13 protein-coding genes are annotated in these 15,455 nt (G+C 64.4%); 9 read left to right on the plus strand and 4 right to left on the minus strand.

All coding sequences use genetic code 11. The features are described from left to right. Positions 1 to 158: 158 nt before the first annotated feature. The 4 genes from AB5Y51_RS01020 to AB5Y51_RS01035 all read left to right on the plus strand — a co-directional run bounded on the left by AB5Y51_RS01020 (position 159) and on the right by AB5Y51_RS01035 (position 4,890). Positions 159 to 1,691, plus strand: coding sequence for a transporter substrate-binding domain-containing protein (locus AB5Y51_RS01020; protein WP_368177904.1), 1,533 nt, complete (start codon positions 159 to 161; stop codon positions 1,689 to 1,691). Positions 1,692 to 1,863: 172 nt separating this feature from the next. Continuing rightward, positions 1,864 to 2,829 carry a tripartite tricarboxylate transporter substrate binding protein gene (locus AB5Y51_RS01025; RefSeq protein WP_368177905.1) on the plus strand — a complete coding sequence of 322 codons (966 nt, stop codon included), beginning with the start codon at positions 1,864 to 1,866 and terminating at the stop codon, positions 2,827 to 2,829. A 57-nt stretch (positions 2,830 to 2,886) separates the two neighbouring features. Beyond that, positions 2,887 to 3,348 carry a tripartite tricarboxylate transporter TctB family protein gene (locus tag AB5Y51_RS01030; RefSeq protein ID WP_368177906.1) on the plus strand — a complete coding sequence of 154 codons (462 nt, stop codon included), beginning with the start codon at positions 2,887 to 2,889 and terminating at the stop codon, positions 3,346 to 3,348. A gap of 9 nt (positions 3,349 to 3,357) precedes the next feature. Continuing rightward, positions 3,358 to 4,890, plus strand: coding sequence for a tripartite tricarboxylate transporter permease (locus AB5Y51_RS01035; RefSeq protein WP_039041029.1), 1,533 nt, complete (start codon positions 3,358 to 3,360; stop codon positions 4,888 to 4,890). Between the two features lie 61 nt (positions 4,891 to 4,951). On the opposite strand, the gene AB5Y51_RS01040 is transcribed toward AB5Y51_RS01035, so the two are convergent. The 4 genes from AB5Y51_RS01040 to AB5Y51_RS01055 form a co-directional block, all read right to left on the minus strand. Beyond that, positions 4,952 to 5,617 (minus strand): response regulator, encoded by a 666-nt coding sequence (locus tag AB5Y51_RS01040; RefSeq protein WP_042016544.1) that lies wholly within the window; start codon positions 5,615 to 5,617, stop codon positions 4,952 to 4,954. Beyond that, positions 5,618 to 7,201, minus strand: coding sequence for a sensor histidine kinase (locus AB5Y51_RS01045; protein ID WP_319908412.1), 1,584 nt, complete (start codon positions 7,199 to 7,201; stop codon positions 5,618 to 5,620). Next, positions 7,198 to 8,409 carry an ROK family transcriptional regulator gene (locus AB5Y51_RS01050; RefSeq protein ID WP_029314606.1) on the minus strand — a complete coding sequence of 404 codons (1,212 nt, stop codon included), beginning with the start codon at positions 8,407 to 8,409 and terminating at the stop codon, positions 7,198 to 7,200. The genes AB5Y51_RS01045 and AB5Y51_RS01050 overlap by 4 nt, the downstream gene beginning before the upstream one ends. Before the next feature lie 104 nt (positions 8,410 to 8,513). After that, the gene (locus tag AB5Y51_RS01055) at positions 8,514 to 10,181 is read right to left on the minus strand and encodes a methyl-accepting chemotaxis protein (protein ID WP_182936236.1); all 1,668 of its coding nucleotides are present in this window, start codon (positions 10,179 to 10,181) and stop codon (positions 8,514 to 8,516) included. Between the two features lie 128 nt (positions 10,182 to 10,309). On the opposite strand from AB5Y51_RS01055, the gene AB5Y51_RS01060 reads away from it, so the two are divergent. The 5 genes from AB5Y51_RS01060 (at position 10,310) to glpC (ending at position 15,325) form a co-directional block, all read left to right on the plus strand. Beyond that, positions 10,310 to 10,765, plus strand: coding sequence for a YchJ family protein (locus AB5Y51_RS01060; protein ID WP_368177907.1), 456 nt, complete (start codon positions 10,310 to 10,312; stop codon positions 10,763 to 10,765). A 220-nt stretch (positions 10,766 to 10,985) separates the two neighbouring features. Next, positions 10,986 to 12,665, plus strand: a complete 1,680-nt coding sequence (gene glpA / locus AB5Y51_RS01065) for an anaerobic glycerol-3-phosphate dehydrogenase subunit A (protein WP_368177908.1) — start codon at positions 10,986 to 10,988, stop codon at positions 12,663 to 12,665. Continuing rightward, positions 12,655 to 13,932 carry a glycerol-3-phosphate dehydrogenase subunit GlpB gene (gene glpB, locus AB5Y51_RS01070; RefSeq protein WP_368177909.1) on the plus strand — a complete coding sequence of 426 codons (1,278 nt, stop codon included), beginning with the start codon at positions 12,655 to 12,657 and terminating at the stop codon, positions 13,930 to 13,932. Before glpA ends, glpB begins: the two co-directional genes overlap by 11 nt. Before the next feature lies 1 nt (position 13,933). Continuing rightward, complete coding sequence (locus AB5Y51_RS01075) at positions 13,934 to 14,071, plus strand: hypothetical protein (RefSeq protein ID WP_164882668.1); 138 nt, start codon at positions 13,934 to 13,936, stop codon at positions 14,069 to 14,071. A gap of 51 nt (positions 14,072 to 14,122) precedes the next feature. After that, the gene (gene glpC / locus AB5Y51_RS01080) at positions 14,123 to 15,325 is read left to right on the plus strand and encodes an anaerobic glycerol-3-phosphate dehydrogenase subunit GlpC (protein WP_368177910.1); all 1,203 of its coding nucleotides are present in this window, start codon (positions 14,123 to 14,125) and stop codon (positions 15,323 to 15,325) included. The last annotated feature ends 130 nt before the right edge of the window (positions 15,326 to 15,455 follow it).

Genomic DNA, 15,455 nt, shown 5'->3' on the forward strand with positions numbered 1-15,455 from the left:
CATGAAAAAAGGGAGCCTCGAGGCTCCTTTTTTCATGGGCGGGCACTCCTGGATGGAATAGTGAAAATCGTGCTATGGGGACGGGTCTATCAAACCCAATAAGCTAAATCCTCTACAAGGTGCCACTTACACTCAATAAAACGAGCGAGGTGTAAGTGATGAAACGCGCATGGATGATTGTGATCTGGTGGTTCTGCTCCCTGACGCCAGCCTGGGGGGCCGAATCCGGCAAGCAGGTGGCCCCCGAAGCAGAGACGGAGAAAAGCGCCCTGAGCTTTGAAAACGACGAGCTTGCCAGACCCAGGCTGGGGGATCTCGACGTCATGCTGGAGCAGCGCACCATCCGAGTGCTCACCACCTACAACAAGACGGGGTTCTTCATCACCAAGGGCGTACAGCGGGGCGTCACCTACGATGCCTTCATGCAGGTGGAAAAGCGTCTCAACGAGCAGTTGCGCAAGCAAAAGGCGATCAAGCGTCACCTCAAGGTGCACTTCGTCTTCATTCCCGTTGCCCGGGAAGCGCTGCTGAGCTCCCTCATCGAGGGCAAAGGCGACATCGCCGCCGCCAATCTCACCATCACGGACAGGCGCAAGAAGCAGGGTATCGCCTTCACCGATCCCCTGCTTGAAAACGTGCGGGAGCTGCTCGTCTCCGGCCCCCTCTCCCCCAAGGTGGAAAGCGCCGCCGATCTCGGGGGCCAGCGCGTCTTCGTGCGCCCCTCCTCCAGCTACTACGAGAGCCTGCTCGCCTACAACCAGGCCCGCAAGTCGGCGGGAGAGCCCCTCATCGACCTCCAGCCCGCCTCGGAGGTGCTCGAAGATGAAGATCTGGTGGAGATGGTCAATGCGGGCCTGCTCCCCTTCATCGTCATGGACGAGCACAAGGCCCGCTTCTGGAAAAAGATTTTCCCCGGGATCACCATTCACGACCCCCCCGTGTTCCGGGAGGGGGGCGTCATCGCCTGGGCGGTGCGCAAGGAGAGCCCCCAATTGCTCGCCATGCTCAACGAGCAGATAAAGGCGCTGCGCGGCAAGGCGACGGGGGACGAGATCCTGGCCCGTTATCTCAAGCAGAACAAGTTCGTCAAAAGCGCCGCCGCCGAGGCGGAGCGCAAGAAATTCCTGCAGGTGGTGGATCTGTTTCGCGAGTATGGCGAACGCTATGACATGGACTGGCTGCTGATGGCGGCCCAGGGCTACCAGGAGTCCGCCCTCAACCACCAGGCCCGCAGCCATGTGGGCGCCATCGGCATCATGCAGATCATGCCCGCCACCGGCAAGGGGCTGAAGGTCGGCGACATCCGCAAGCTCGAGCCCAATATTCACGGCGGCGTCAAATACATGCGCTGGATGATCGATCACTACTATGCGGACGAGCCCATGACCGCCCTCGACAAGGCCCTCTTCTCGTTCGCCTCCTACAATGCCGGCCCCGCCCGGGTGGCCAGGCTCCGTGCCGAGGCCAGGAAACGGGGGCTGGATCCCAACGTCTGGTTCCACAATGTCGAGTACGTGGCGGCGGAGAAGATTGGCCCCGAGACGGTCACCTACGTGGGCAACATCTACAAGTACTACATCGCCTACAAGCTGGTGATGGAGCAGGTGGCTCTGCGCCAGCAGGCGAGTGACGCCCTGAAACAGGAGGCGAAGGAGGATGTCAGCACATCGGCGGCGAAACCGACCCAGTGATCCTTGCCGGACGAGGCGCTCACGGGCGCCTCGCTTCTATGTGCCCCCCTCTTCAACCCGTGAACAGAATGAACACAATGAGCACAACAGCCTTAATAGCCATTACGGTCAGATTGTTTTCCAGCCAGACATGATTAATTAACCTTCCTGCAACAATCACAAGGAGAGCACCATGTTGCAAGGAACCTTCAAGCGCACCCTGATCGGTAGCCTGCTCGCACTGAGCTTCGGCGCCCACGCCCAGATCAACGAAGTCCACTTCCTCATCCCGGGCGGCGCCGGCGGCGGCTGGGATACCACGGCCCGCGGCACAGGTGAAGTACTGGCCAAGTCCGGTCTGGTCAAGACCGTCTCCTACCAGAACATGTCCGCCGGTGGCGGCGCCAAGGCCATCGCCCACCTCATCGAGACCTCGGCCCAGTCCGACAAGACGCTGCTGGTCAACTCCACCCCCATCATCGTCAAATCCCTCTCCAAGGAGCTGCCCCAGTCCTTCCGTGATCTGACGCCGGTGGCCGCCATCATCGCCGACTACCAGGCGCTGGCGGTGAAGGCGGACTCCCCCTATCAGAACTGGGCCCAGTTGCTGGCCGCCTACGAGGAGAACCCGGCCAAGGTGAAGATCGCCGGGGGTTCCGCCCGTGGCAGCCTGGATCACCTGGTCGCCGCCCTGACCTTCAAGAACGCCGGTGCCGACGCCAGCAAGCTGCGCTACGTCGCCTACGATGCCGGCGGCAGTGCCATGGCCGCCGTGTTGGCGGGTGAAACCCAGGCCATCTCCACCGGCTTTGGCGAGGCGATGGAAGCGGTCAAGTCGGGCCAGATGCGGATCCTCGGGGTCACTTCCGACAAGCGCCTGCCGGGGGCGGAGCAGATCCCCACCTTCAGCGAGCAGAACAACCCCACCGTTTTTGCGAACTGGCGCGGTTACTTCGCCTCCCCCACCATCAGCCCGGAGAAATCCGCCGAGTTTGCCGCCCTGCTCAAGCAGATGTACGACAAGCCGGAGTGGGAAGTGGTCCGCACCCGCAACAGCTGGGCCAACCTCTACAAGTCGGGTCCCGAGTTCACCGCCTTCCTCGACGGCCAGGAGCAGCAGATCGGCGGCCTGATGCGCGAGCTCGGCTTCATCAAGTAACCCTCGTTGTCACATCGCAGGCGGGCGCAGGCCCGCCGCCCATGTTGGAGTCAAGAGATGAACATCACCAAGGAGCGACTGGGGGGCCTGCTGTTTCTGCTGCTCTCCCTCACCTATGGCTACTACGCCACCGAGATACCGGGCTACCCCGGCGACGAATACGAACCCTTCACCGCCAGTACCCTGCCCTATGCCCTGGCAGGTGTCGGGGTCCTGCTCTCCCTGATCCTGATCTGTTCCCCGGGAGGAGAGCGACTGGGCAAGGAGTCCGGCAACTGGCGGCTGGTGTTCGCCCTGCTGGGGCTGATGCTGGTCTATGGCCTAGCCCTTGGCTGGCTCGGCTTCCTCGTCGCCACCATCTTGTTCCTCATCGGCGGCATCCGGCTGATGGGCGAGCAGAGCCTCGCCTTCGCCTGCAAGGTGAGCATACCTTTCACCCTCATGTTCTGGGCCCTGCTGACCAAGGGGCTCAATGTCTATCTCGAGCCGGGTCGGCTGTTCACCCAGTTGCTGGGATAAGGAGAACCCATGTTAGACGGAATCCTGCAAGGGCTCGGCACCGCCATGATGCCCATCAACCTCTTCATGGTGGTGGTCGGCTGCTTCGTCGGCACCTTCATCGGCATGCTGCCGGGGCTGGGCCCGGTCACCGCCATCGCCCTGATGATCCCCATCACCTACGGGCTGGATCCGGCTTCCGGCATCATCCTGATGGCCGGGGTCTATTACGGCTCCATGTTCGGCGGCTCCACCGCCTCCATCCTGATCAACACCCCGGGCTGCTCCGCCAGCATGATCACCGCCATCGACGGCTATCCGCTGGCCTGCAAGGGGCAGGCGGGCAAGGCGCTGGCCATCGCCGCCTACGCCTCCTTCGTCGGCGGCACCCTGTCGGCCATCTTCCTGATGGTGGCGGCGCCCCTGCTCGCCAAGGTCTCCCTCGCCTTCCAGTCGGCGGACTACTTCGCCCTCATGGTGCTCGGGCTCTCCGCGGTGGCGGCTTTCGCCGGCAAGGGCCAGGTGCTCAAGGCGCTGATCATGGCGCTGTTTGGCATCATGATCTCCACCGTCGGCATCGACCGCAGCGTCGGGGTGGACAGATTCACCTTCGGTCTCCCGGACTTGCGCGATGGTTTCTCCTTCCTGCTGCTGGCCATGGCCACCTTCGCCCTGGCAGAGATCCTGATGACGGTGCTGCGCCCGGGCAAGGACACCAGCCAGGAGGAGGCGAGCAAGATGCAGCAGCTCGGCTCCCTCAAGCTGAGCCGGGACGAGGTAAAGGAGATAGCGCCCCCCATAGCCCGCTCCTCTGTGCTGGGCTTTCTCATCGGCGTGCTGCCGGGGGCCGGTGCCACCATCGCCTCCTTCATGGCCTATGGGGCCGAGCGCAACTTCGCCCGCAAGGGCAAACGGGACGAGTTTGGCAAGGGCAGTCTGACCGGCATAGCCGCGCCGGAAGCGGCCAACAACGCCGCCTCCAGCGGGGCCTTCGTGCCGCTGCTGACCCTGGGGATCCCGGGCTCCGGCACCACGGCCCTGATGCTGGGGGCCCTCATCGCCTACGGCATCCAGCCCGGCCCGCGCCTCTTCATGGAGCACCCTGACGTCTTCTGGTCGGTGATCATCTCCATGTATCTGGGCAACGTGGTGCTGCTGATCCTCAACCTGCCGCTCATTCCCTACCTGGCCAAGATCCTGCAAGTGCCGCGCCCCGTGCTCATCCCCATGGTGCTGCTGTTCTCGCTGATCGGGGTCTATCTGGTCTCCTTCAACACCATGGACATCTATGTGATGGTGCTGGTGGCCCTGGTGGCCATCGGGCTGCGCCTGCTTGACTTCCCCATGGCCCCCATGCTGCTCGGCTTCATCCTGGGGGGAATGCTGGAGGACAACCTGCGCCGGGCCCTGGTGATCAACGACGGCTCCCTGAGTTTCCTGTGGGAGCGCCCCATCACCCTGGGCTTCACCCTGGTCACCCTGGTGATGCTGCTGCTGCCGCTCTGGCAGTGGTGGCAGGCCCGTCGCACGCCGGTAGCGACCCTGCAATCCGACCCGACCTGATCCCAGCCATCACGAAAAGAGCGCCAAAAGGCGCTCTTTTTCTTGAGTTGGAACCGGCCACTCAGCGCTGACGGTAGCGCCGCTCCGGCCGCCCGACGGTGCCATATTCGAGCTCGGGGCTCGCCAGTTGCTGCCCCACCAGAAATTCCAGATAGCGGCGCGCCGTGGTCCGGCTCACCCCGACCCGGCTGCCTATCTCCTCGGCGCTGGCCCCCTCCTGATGGAGGGCCGCCAGCACCCTTTGCAGGGTGAGGGCGTCTATCCCCTTGGGCAGGCCGCCCGCCGCCACCTGTTGCAACGGGGAGCCAAGGAGCGCATCCACCGCCTGCTGATCGATGTCCGCCAGCGCCGCAAGCGCGGCGCGGCTCTGGCAATATTTGTCGAGCGTATCGCGCAGTCGCTCGAACACCACGGGTTTCAAGATGAAATCCACCACCCCGAGGCGCATCGCCTCCTGCAGTGCCGCGGCCTCACGGGCGGCGGTGAGCAGGATGACGTCGAGGTGGGCCCCGCGCTGGCGCAACTCCCGCAGCAGGGAGAAGCCCTCCCCGTCCGGCAGCCAGACATCCAGCAACACCAGATCGGGTTTGAGGATCTCTATCTGCTCTCTGGCATCGAACAGGGTGAGCGCCACCCCCAGCACCTCGAAACCGGCGAGGCGCTGCACGAAGCGACGGTGGATCTCGGCAATGGCCGGATCATCCTCGACGATCAGGATCTTGATCACTCATACCTCCTTGGGTATGTAACAGACGACACAACTTCCCTGCGCCGTGGCTTCGATGGTGATGGTCCCCTGCAGGGCATCCAGTGTCTTGCGCACCAGGGCCAGACCTATGCCGTGGCCGGGTTCGGCCTTGCTGCTGACCCCGCGCTCGAACAAGGTGTCCGCCAAAGCGGGATCGACGCCGCCGGCCCCGTCCTCCACCTCCAGAATGAGATCCTGGCCGAGATCGCTCAAAGAGACCCGGATCGGCTGGTAGGGGGCGCCATGGCCGCGGGTCGCCTCGAAAGCGTTGTCGATGAGGTTGCCAAGCAGGGTCACCAGCTGGGAGCCGCTGACCCGGGCGGGGATGTCGTGCAGGCGGGAATCCGGATCCACCTCCAGCACCAGTCCCAGCTCATGGGCTCTGTGGTACTTGCCAAGCAGCAGGCCCGCCACCTTGGGCTTGGCGATGGCCCCCATCAAAAAGCTCAGGAGGGTCTGCTCGGTGGCCGCCTCCCGGCCGATGAAGGCGAGCGCCTCCCGGGTGGCCCCCAGCTCGATGAGACCGGCGATGGTGCCGAGCTGGTTGTTGTGTTCGTGGGTCTGCACCCGCAGCAGATCGCTGTAGGCCTGCACCTGGGAGAGCTGGGCACTGAGCTCGGCCAACTCGTCCTTGCGCCGAAAGCTCGACACGGCGCCGATCAGCCGACCCTCCTGCACCAGAGGCAGCCGGTTGACGATGAGGGACTGACCGTTGAGCACTATCTCCTCGTCATACTGGGGCCGGGGATCCTGAATGAGGGAGAGCATGCGGCTGCCGGGCAGCAAGCGGGTGACGGGCTGGCCTATGGCGGCCTGCGCGGCCCGCTCATCGAGGCGCAGCAGCCGGATGCCGTTGGGGTTGAGGGAGGTGAGCCTGCCTTGCTCGTCGATGGTGAGTATCCCCTCGCGCACCGTGCGCAGGGTGCAGTCGAGCTCCGCATAGAGGCGGCCGATCTGCTCGGGCTCAAACCCCAGCAGGGCCCGCTTGTAGCGTTTGGCCAGCCAGGCCGCGGCGACGCTGTTGAGCAGCACTATGAGCAGTGTCATTGCGAGGCCAAAGCGCAGGAAGCCCTGCAGGTCCGCCTCTATGTCCCGCACCAGATAACCGACAGAGACCACGCCGATGACCCTGCCCATCTCATCCCGGATGGGCCCCTTGCCGCGCACCGAGACCCCGAGGGACCCTTGAGCGCGGGAGATGTAGAACTCCCCCCGTAGGGCGCGTCCGGGATCGTCCCCCATCATGGGTTTGCCTATCCTGTCCGCATTGGGGTGCACCAGGCGGCGCGCCTCCTTATCGCCGATGACGATGTAGCTGGCACCGACCTCGGCCCGCATCCGCTCCACCAGCACGTTGAGGCGGGTGCTATCGGCTCGCTTCACCCCGGCGATGACGCCGGGCTCACGGGCCACCAGCCGCGCCACGTCCAGGGCCTGATCCCCCACCTCCCGGTAGCGCTGCTCGGCGACATAGTAGTAACTGGCCCCGCTCAGCAACACCAGTTGCAACAGACTGACCAGACAGAGCATGAGCAGGAAGCGTCCTTGCAACCCGAGCCTCATGCCTCCTTGTCGCCTCGCAACAAGTCGAGCAGCAGACTGCCATCGCGCAAGGCCTTGTGCACCTGCACCGAGGTGGGTTTGGTGGGATCTTCGTAAAAGTGGGTGGATTCGATCTGCAGGCGTACCAGGTACTCGGCGGGCAACTGGCTTGCCAGGGACTGGTGCAGCATGGGGAAGAGCAATCGATCGGCCCGGGTGATCTCTCCCCCGAGCAGCAGCTTGCCCGGGTTGAGCAGGCAGATGAGGTTCGCCAGTACCCGGGAGAGGCGGCCCGCTGCCTGATGCAGGATGTCCTGACACAGGCTGTTGCCGGCCAGCGCCAGCTCGCACAGCTCGCGGATGGTGACGCTTTCGGGCAGATCGAACTCCTGCATCCGTTCGCGCAGCTCCCGATATTGCGCCTCCAGCGCCTGATTGGTCACCAGGGTGCAGGCGCAGCCGAAGCCACCGCAGTAGCAGCGCTGGCCATAGGGTTCGAGCTGCAGGTGGCTGAGATCCCCGAGCAGAGCCGACTCGCTCTCGATGAGCTGGCCATTGACCACCATGCCGACCCCGATGTCGTTGTGCACGAACACCAGCACCGCATCCGAGCAGTTCCTGGCGGCGCCCCACTCCCGCTCGGCCTGGATCCAGGTGCGCACGTCGCCGCTCACCAGCACGGGTACCGAGAAGGCCTCCTGCAGGGTGGGACCGAGGGGCCAGTTGCGCAGATCGTAATAGGGAAAATGCTTGACCATGCCGGAGTGGCGCTCCACCTGGCCGGGCAGGCAGAGGGCGATGCAGGCCAGACGCAGCGCCTTCTTGGGCAAAAAGCCCTCGATGGCCCGCACCAGGCTGGCCAGCAGCTCGGCACGCTCCGCCTCGTTGAAGACATGGCGATGGCGCGCCAGGGAGTGACCAGCTAGGTCAAACAGGGCCATGTCCACATAGCCGCGCCCCAGACGCATGGAGAGAAACTGGAAGCGGCGCTCGTTGATGCGCAGCAGGGTCTGGCGACGGCCACGCCCCACCGAGCTCTCGCCGCAGGTGACCACCAGGCCGCCGTCCAGCAGCTCGCGGGTGATCTTGGTGATGCTGGCCGGTGAGAGGCCGGTCAGACGGGACAGATCGGTACGGGACAGCTCCTTGTGCTCCTCCAGGCTGGCATAGACCAGGCCGTAGTTGAGCTGACGGATCAAATCGATACTGCCTTTCACGATCTCATTCATAGGGTTGGGGCTAACGAAAGGAACGAATGGCGCGATTTTCACACATTCTGCGCCGATCCCCAAATTTGCCGTCTGGAAATCCTGTCCAGACGGCAAAAATGTGATTAGTAACGGAAGCGGGAGACGAGTTGGCGCAATTTGTCACCCGTGCCTGCCAGGGCGCGGGTGGTGGTGCTGGACTCCCCGGACGCCTCGGTCAGCTCGCTGACGATCTGCTGGATGGCCACCAGGTTCTTGTTGATCTCCTCGGAGACCGCGTGCTGCTCCTCGGCGGCCGTGGCGATCTGGATGTTCATGTCGTTGATGGTGCCGACCGCCGCCACCATGCTGTCCAGGGAGCTGGCGATGTGGCTCGCCTCCTGCACCGTCTCCTGGCTGCGTGCCTCGCTGGCCTGCATCACCTCCACCGCCTGCTTCACCCCGCCCTGCAGGCGCTGGAGCATCTCGTTGATCTCCTTGGTGCTCTGCTGGGTACGGCCTGCGAGGGATCGCACCTCGTCCGCCACCACCGCAAAGCCGCGCCCCTGCTCGCCCGCCCGGGCCGCCTCGATGGCGGCGTTGAGAGCCAGCAGGTTGGTCTGATCGGCGATGCCGCGAATGACCTCCACCACGGAGCCTATCTTGCCGGTCTCGTGGGCGAGCTGCTCGATGACCCCGGCCGCCACATGCACTTCGTCCACCAGCCGGTTGATGCTGCCGATGGCGCTGTTCACCACCCCCCGGGCAGCATCGGACTCGCGGGCCGCATCGCTGGTGGCGCTGGCGGCGTTGGAAGCACTCGCCGCCACCTCCTGGGCGGTGGAACTCATCTCGGTTACCGCGGTCACCACCTGATCCGTCTCCTTGCCGTGGCCCTGCATCTGTCTGTCCGCATGTTCGCTCAGGCTATGCAGCCGATCCACGGCCCCCAGCAACTGGTGACTGGTTTCCCCCACCTGGCTCACCACCGACTGGATCCGCTCGACGAAGCGGTTGAAGGCGGCGGCCAGCTGCCCCACCTCGTCCTTGCTCTGCACCTTGAGGCGCTGGGTCAGATCCCCGTCCCCGTCGGCGATGTCGTTGAGTGCGGCAACCGCATCCGCCAGCGGGCGGGTGACCCGGTTGCCGATCACCACGGTGGCCGCCAGGGTCACCCCCAGGATCACCAGGATGAACAGCACCCCGGTTTTCAGGGAGCCATACATGGCCTCCTCCCGCTCGCTGCGCAGGGTGGCCAGCTCGTTGTCGATGTCGTCGATGTAGAAGCCCGTGCCCACGACCCACTGATATTTGTCGAGCACCAGGTTGAAGGAGAGCTTGGGGGCATCCCGCCCGATAGAAGGCTTGTTGGTCCAGTACTCCGAGAAGCCATCTCCTTCCCGCGCCGACTTGATGATCCCCTGAATGAGGAAGGCACCCTTGGTATCCTTGTCCTGCCAGCGGTTCTTCCCCTCCATCTCGGGCCGGGTCGGCAGCAGCACGGTATTGCCCTGATAGTCATAGACGAAGAAGTAGCCGTCGCTGCCATAGCGCAGCGGCCGCAATATCTCCTTCACCTGCTGGCGCACTTCGGGGCTGTCAGGCTTGCCGTAGCTGCCCTCAATGGCCGTCTTGGCCAGCATCAGATAACTGCTGAGCAGCGCCTTGCGCTCCTTGATCGCCCTCTCCCGCGCCACCACCAGATCCGACTCCAGATCGCTCCTGGCCACCAGGTAGTTGCTGAGATTGACCACCAGGGCCATCAGCAGCACGGGGATGGCCCCCAGTAACAGGATCTTCTGCTTAAGTGTCATTGTGTCACCCTTTGTGCTGTGTTCATTGCTGCATGATGTCTGCCTAAACGGCATGGGAAGCTGGCCGAAAGGGAAGTGCGTTCGCTACAATCCCGCCACCTTTCATTATCGACCAGATGAGCTGACTCATGAACCTATGTCCTTGCGGTTCCTCTCTTTTTCTTGCCAAGTGCTGCGGTGTACTCCACGCAGGTCAGCCCGCCGCCACCCCGGAGCAGCTGATGCGATCCCGCTACAGCGCCTTCGTGCTGGGATTGGGAGAATATCTGGTACACAGCTGGCACCCGGACTATCTGAACGGGTTGACCGCGGCCGACCTCTCATCGACCGACACCCGCTGGGATGGCCTCGAGATCCTCGCCAGCCAGGGCGGCCCCGATGACACCCTCGGCATGGTGGAATTCAAGGCCTGGTTCCTTGAGGGGGACGAACGTCACTGCCTCCATGAGCGCTCCCGCTTCGTGCGCCATCAGGGGCGCTGGGTCTACACCGACGGCGAGCAGGATCCGGCGCAGCTGCGGGTCGGGCGAAACGACCCCTGCCCCTGTGGCAGCGGCAAGAAGTTCAAGAAGTGCTGCGGCTGAGGTTTCCCCTACGCCGCCCTCTGGCCAGCCCCCGGGCTGGCCTTCTTTTCCCCGCCATGCTTCCCCCTGCCCGCCTCGACGGTGACGTGAGGTTCATCACATTTCGCTCATCGCCCCACATTTAATGAGCGTTTACGAACATTAATTTGGCCCATATCAAACATTTTACGTCGTGAAGGCGCCACACTGGCCTCATCTGGAAGAGATGAGACGGGCAAGAATGAAAAGAATCACCACACAAGTCGTCATCATAGGGGGGGGCGCCACCGGCGCCGGCATCATGCGCGATTGCGCACTGCGCGGCATCGACTGCATCCTGCTTGAGCGGGACGACATCGCCGCCGGCACCACGGGGCGCAACCATGGCCTGCTCCACTCCGGCGCCCGCTACGCGGTGACGGATCAGGAGTCCGCCCGCGAATGCATTCAGGAGAACCGCATCCTCAAGCGGATCGCCAGCCACTGCGTCGAGGACACCGGCGGCCTCTTCATCACCCTGCCGGAAGATGACATCCATTTTCAAAATACCTTCATGGATGCCTGCGCCCTGGCGGGCATCGACGCCCGCCAGCTGGATCCCGCCGAGGCGCTGCGCCTCGAGCCCAACGTCAACCCGGCGCTGATCGGTGCCATCCAGGTGCCGGACGGCACGGTCGATCCCTTCCGTCTGGCTGCCGCCAACGTGCTGGACGCGAAAGAGCACGGCGCCCGCATCTTCACCCACAGCAAGGTGCTGGGGTTGCTGCGCAACCAAGACAGAGTGCACGGGGTCAAGGCCATCAACACCCGCACTGGCGAAGCGTTCGAGGTGGAGTGCCAGGAGGTGATCAACGCCGCCGGCATCTGGGGCCAGCAGATCTGCGAGTACGCCGACCTCGGCATCCGCATGTTCCCCGCCAAGGGTTCCCTGCTCATCATGGATTACCGCATCAACCAGCTGGTGCTCAACCGCTGCCGCAAACCGGCGGACGCGGACATTCTGGTGCCGGGCGATACCATCTCCCTCATCGGCACCACGTCGAGTCGCATCGATTACCACAAGATTGACCAGCTCACCGTCGAGCCCGAAGAAGTGGAGGTGCTGCTGCGCGAGGGGATAAAACTGGCCCCCATCATGGCCCGCACCCGTCTGCTGCGCGCCTACGCCGGCGTTCGCCCGCTGGTGGCGGTGGATGGCGACGAGTCCGGCCGCAACATCAGCCGCGGCATCGTGCTGCTGGATCACAGCGATCGTGACGGCCTCCAGGGGTTCAACACCATCACAGGCGGCAAGCTGATGACCTACCGGCTGATGGCCGAATGGGCCACCGACTTGCTTGCCAAAAAGCTTGGCAACAGCAAGCCCTGCCGCACCGCCGAGCTGAGCCTGCCCGGCTCGCGGGATCCGGAGAAGGTCTCCGCCCCCGGCCTCTCGGTACCCGCCGAAGGCTCGGCCCAGTACCGCCACGGCGAGCGGGTCATCGCCTTTTTCCGCGACAACCCCAAGGCCAACGCCCTCATCTGCGAGTGCGAGATGGTGACCGCGGGTGAGATTGAATATGCCCTGCGGGAGCTCGACGTGGACAACCTGGTGGACTTGCGCCGCCGCACCCGCCTCGGCATGGGCCCCTGTCAGGGGGAGCTGTGCGCCTATCGCGCCGCCGGCCTGATGCAGGAGTATGGCAAGGCGGACGGTCGTCAGGCCTGCGTCATGCTGCGCCAGTTCCTGGAGGAGCGCTACAAGGGCACCCGGCCGGTGCTCTGGGGCGATGCCCTGCGCGAAGCCGAATTTACCTACTGGATCTACGAGGGGCTGTTCGGCCTTGGCGAGTGGACGGCCCCCCACCTGGTGGCCGAGCCACCCTTCCCGCTCGATGCCAGCACCGCCAATTCCACCAAGGAGCGCAGCCATGAAATTTGACAGCATCGTGATCGGCGGCGGCATGGCGGGCCTCTCCGCAGCCCTGCGTCTCGCCGAGGCCGGCCAGAAGACCCTGCTGATGGCCTCCGGCCAGAGCGCCCTGCACTTCTCCTCCGGCTCGGTGGATCTGCTGGAGAGCGAGGGAGATCCCCGCGCCGCCCTGCCCGCCTTTATGGCGGCCCATCCGGATCACCCCTACAGCAAAGTAGGCATGCAGAATATCGAGGGGAGTCTGGCCGATCTGCAACGCCACTGCGCAGAAGAGGGGCTGCCCCTGATGCGCCAGGAGCGCAACCACCAGCGGCTGACCCCCATCGGCACCCTCAAAGCCACCTGGCTCTCCCCCGACACTTGCGCCTGCATGACCGATGCCCCCGCCCCGGACGCCATCCTGCTCGCCACCCTGGAGGGATTTCGCGATTTTCACCCGGCGCTCGCGGCGGCGAATCTCGCGACCCACGCCCGCTTTGCCCACAGCCGCATCCTGACCGGGGAAATTCGCCTGCCCCAGCTGGCCGAGTTCAGCCGCAATCCCCACGAGTTTCGCTCCGCCGACATCGCCCGCCTGTTCGACAAGCAGGGGCCTGGCCAGCAGGACCTGCTGGCGGATCTGGCCCGCGAGATCAGCCGCATGGTGCAGGGATGCGGCGTGCCTGGCTGTCGCCATATCGTGCTGCCCGCCTGCCTGTCGCTGGGGCTGGTCGGCCCGCGTCTGAGCGAGCTGGAACGGCGCACCGGCTGCACCATCAAGGAGGTGGCTACCATGCCGCCGTCCCTCATCGGCATGCGGATGCAGGAGGCCCTCAAGCGCCGCTTCATGGCCCTTGGCGGCACCTTCCTCACCAGCGAGCGGGTGCTGGGCGCTCGCTATGACGGCGACAAGGTGATCGGGGTGCACAGCCAGCACGGGGAGGATCAGCTGTTCGAGGCGGACCACTTCGTGCTCGCCTCCGGCAGCTTCTTCAGCCGCGGACTGGAGTCGCGCCTCGGGGGCATTCGTGAACCCATCTTCGATGCCGACGTACTGAGCCTTGCCGAGCGCGACGCCTGGGCCGGCCGCCGCCTGTTCGACCACCACCCCTTCATGGGCTTCGGGGTCAAGACCGACGAGCGGCTGCGGGTGCTGCGCGGCGGCAGGCCCCTCACCAACCTTTACGGCGCCGGCAGCGTGCTCGCGCACTATGACCCCATTAAAGAAGGTTCCGGCTCCGGCGTGGCTGTTGCCACCGGCTGGCAAGCCGCTGGCCATATTCTGGCGGAGGGCTGAGATGAATCACATATTCCCACTCCAACGACACGGCGTGCTGGCCCACGACGATGCCCAATCCATGGCGGGCTCTGGCTCAGGTGTCGCGATCGCCACCGGCTGGCAGGCCGCCGGTCACATTTTGAGTTCAGCCCAATGATGATTTCGCCCCATATCCCGTGCCTTCACACCCAACGGGAGGAGAACTGACATGCTACTGGATCATGCCAACCAGACTTTCGATCAGTGCATCAAATGCACCGTCTGTACCGCCTACTGCCCGGTGGCCAAGGCCAACCCGGCCTACCCCGGCCCCAAGCAGGCGGGCCCGGATGGGGAGCGGCTGCGCATCAAGAGTCCCGAGCTCTTTGACAGCGCCCTCAAGCACTGTACCAACTGCAAGCGCTGCGAAGTGGCTTGCCCGAGCGGGGTGCGCATCGGCGACATCATCGCCAAGGCCAAGCACCAGTACAGCGGCTTCAAACCGGGGATCCGCGAGTTCGTGCTCTCCCACACGGATCTGATGGGCAGCATGTCCACCCTGATGGCCCCGGTGGTCAACTTCACCACCGGCCTCAAGCCGATGAAGCAGGTGCTGGACAAGGCGCTGGGGGTCTCCTCCCACCGGGACTTGCCCAAATATTCACAAGGCACCTTCCGCGGCTGGTACAAGAAGCAGAAAACGACTCAGGCCCGCTTTGCGCGCCAGATCGCCTACTTCCACGGTTGCTATGTGAACTACAACCACCCGCAACTCGGCAAAGAGCTGGTGCAGGTGCTCAACGCCATGAACATCGGTGTCCAGCTGCTTGCGCGGGAGAAGTGCTGCGGCGTGCCGCTGATTGCCAACGGCTTCATGGACAAGGCCAGGCAGCAGGCGGCCTTCAATATCCAGCAGCTGGAGAACACCCTGCTCGGCAACGAGATGCCGCTCTTGGCCACCTCCTCCACCTGCGGCTTCACCCTGCGGGACGAATATCCCCACCTGCTGGAGCAGGACAACCACAAGGTGCGGGATCGCATCTCCCTGGTGACCCGCTTCCTGTGGAACGAGTTCGATCGGGGCAACAAACCGGCCATGAAGCCCCTCAATCTGCGCATCGCCTACCACACCCCCTGCCACCTGGAGAAGATGGGGGGCGTCATCTACACCCTCGAACTGCTGCGGGCCATCCCCGGCGTCAAGGTGACGGTGCTGGACTCCCAGTGCTGCGGCATCGCCGGCACCTACGGCTTCAAGTCGGAAAACTACGACACCAGCCAGGCCATCGGTCAGGGGCTGTTTGATCAGATAAACCGGCTCAAACCCGATCTGGTCATCACCGACTGCGAGACCTGCAAGTGGCAGATCGAGATGAGCACGGCGTTTCGCTGCGAACACCCGGTGCACCTGCTGGCACGGGCGCTGGCCTGACCGCCATCCCCCGGTCCGCCCATCATCACGGGCACCGGCTTGGAGGCGACACGCCCCGGTCAATGCCTGCGCCCCCTCTGGCCGGCATTGACCGGGATCGGCGCGGCAAGGCCCTGACGCCGCCCGGGCA

Origin of the sequence: Aeromonas sp. R7-1, from assembly GCF_040908115.1 — a bacterium.
Lineage (GTDB): Bacteria > Pseudomonadota > Gammaproteobacteria > Enterobacterales > Aeromonadaceae > Aeromonas > Aeromonas caviae.

Bases quoted from the DNA above. Each gene is read 5' to 3' on its own strand.
- AB5Y51_RS01035 (WP_039041029.1), top strand. From the start codon at position 3,358: ATGTTAGACGGAATCCTGCAAGGGCTCGGCACCGCCATGATGCCCATC.
- AB5Y51_RS01055 (WP_182936236.1), bottom strand. From the start codon at position 10,181: ATGACACTTAAGCAGAAGATCCTGTTACTGGGGGCCATCCCCGTGCTG.
- AB5Y51_RS01050 (WP_029314606.1), bottom strand. From the start codon at position 8,409: ATGAATGAGATCGTGAAAGGCAGTATCGATTTGATCCGTCAGCTCAAC.
- AB5Y51_RS01060 (WP_368177907.1), top strand. From the start codon at position 10,310: ATGAACCTATGTCCTTGCGGTTCCTCTCTTTTTCTTGCCAAGTGCTGC.
- AB5Y51_RS01030 (WP_368177906.1), top strand. From the start codon at position 2,887: ATGAACATCACCAAGGAGCGACTGGGGGGCCTGCTGTTTCTGCTGCTC.
- AB5Y51_RS01025 (WP_368177905.1), top strand. From the start codon at position 1,864: ATGTTGCAAGGAACCTTCAAGCGCACCCTGATCGGTAGCCTGCTCGCA.
- glpC (WP_368177910.1), top strand. From the start codon at position 14,123: ATGCTACTGGATCATGCCAACCAGACTTTCGATCAGTGCATCAAATGC.
- glpA (WP_368177908.1), top strand. From the start codon at position 10,986: ATGAAAAGAATCACCACACAAGTCGTCATCATAGGGGGGGGCGCCACC.
- AB5Y51_RS01045 (WP_319908412.1), bottom strand. From the start codon at position 7,201: ATGAGGCTCGGGTTGCAAGGACGCTTCCTGCTCATGCTCTGTCTGGTC.
- AB5Y51_RS01075 (WP_164882668.1), top strand. From the start codon at position 13,934: ATGAATCACATATTCCCACTCCAACGACACGGCGTGCTGGCCCACGAC.
- AB5Y51_RS01020 (WP_368177904.1), top strand. From the start codon at position 159: ATGAAACGCGCATGGATGATTGTGATCTGGTGGTTCTGCTCCCTGACG.
- glpB (WP_368177909.1), top strand. From the start codon at position 12,655: ATGAAATTTGACAGCATCGTGATCGGCGGCGGCATGGCGGGCCTCTCC.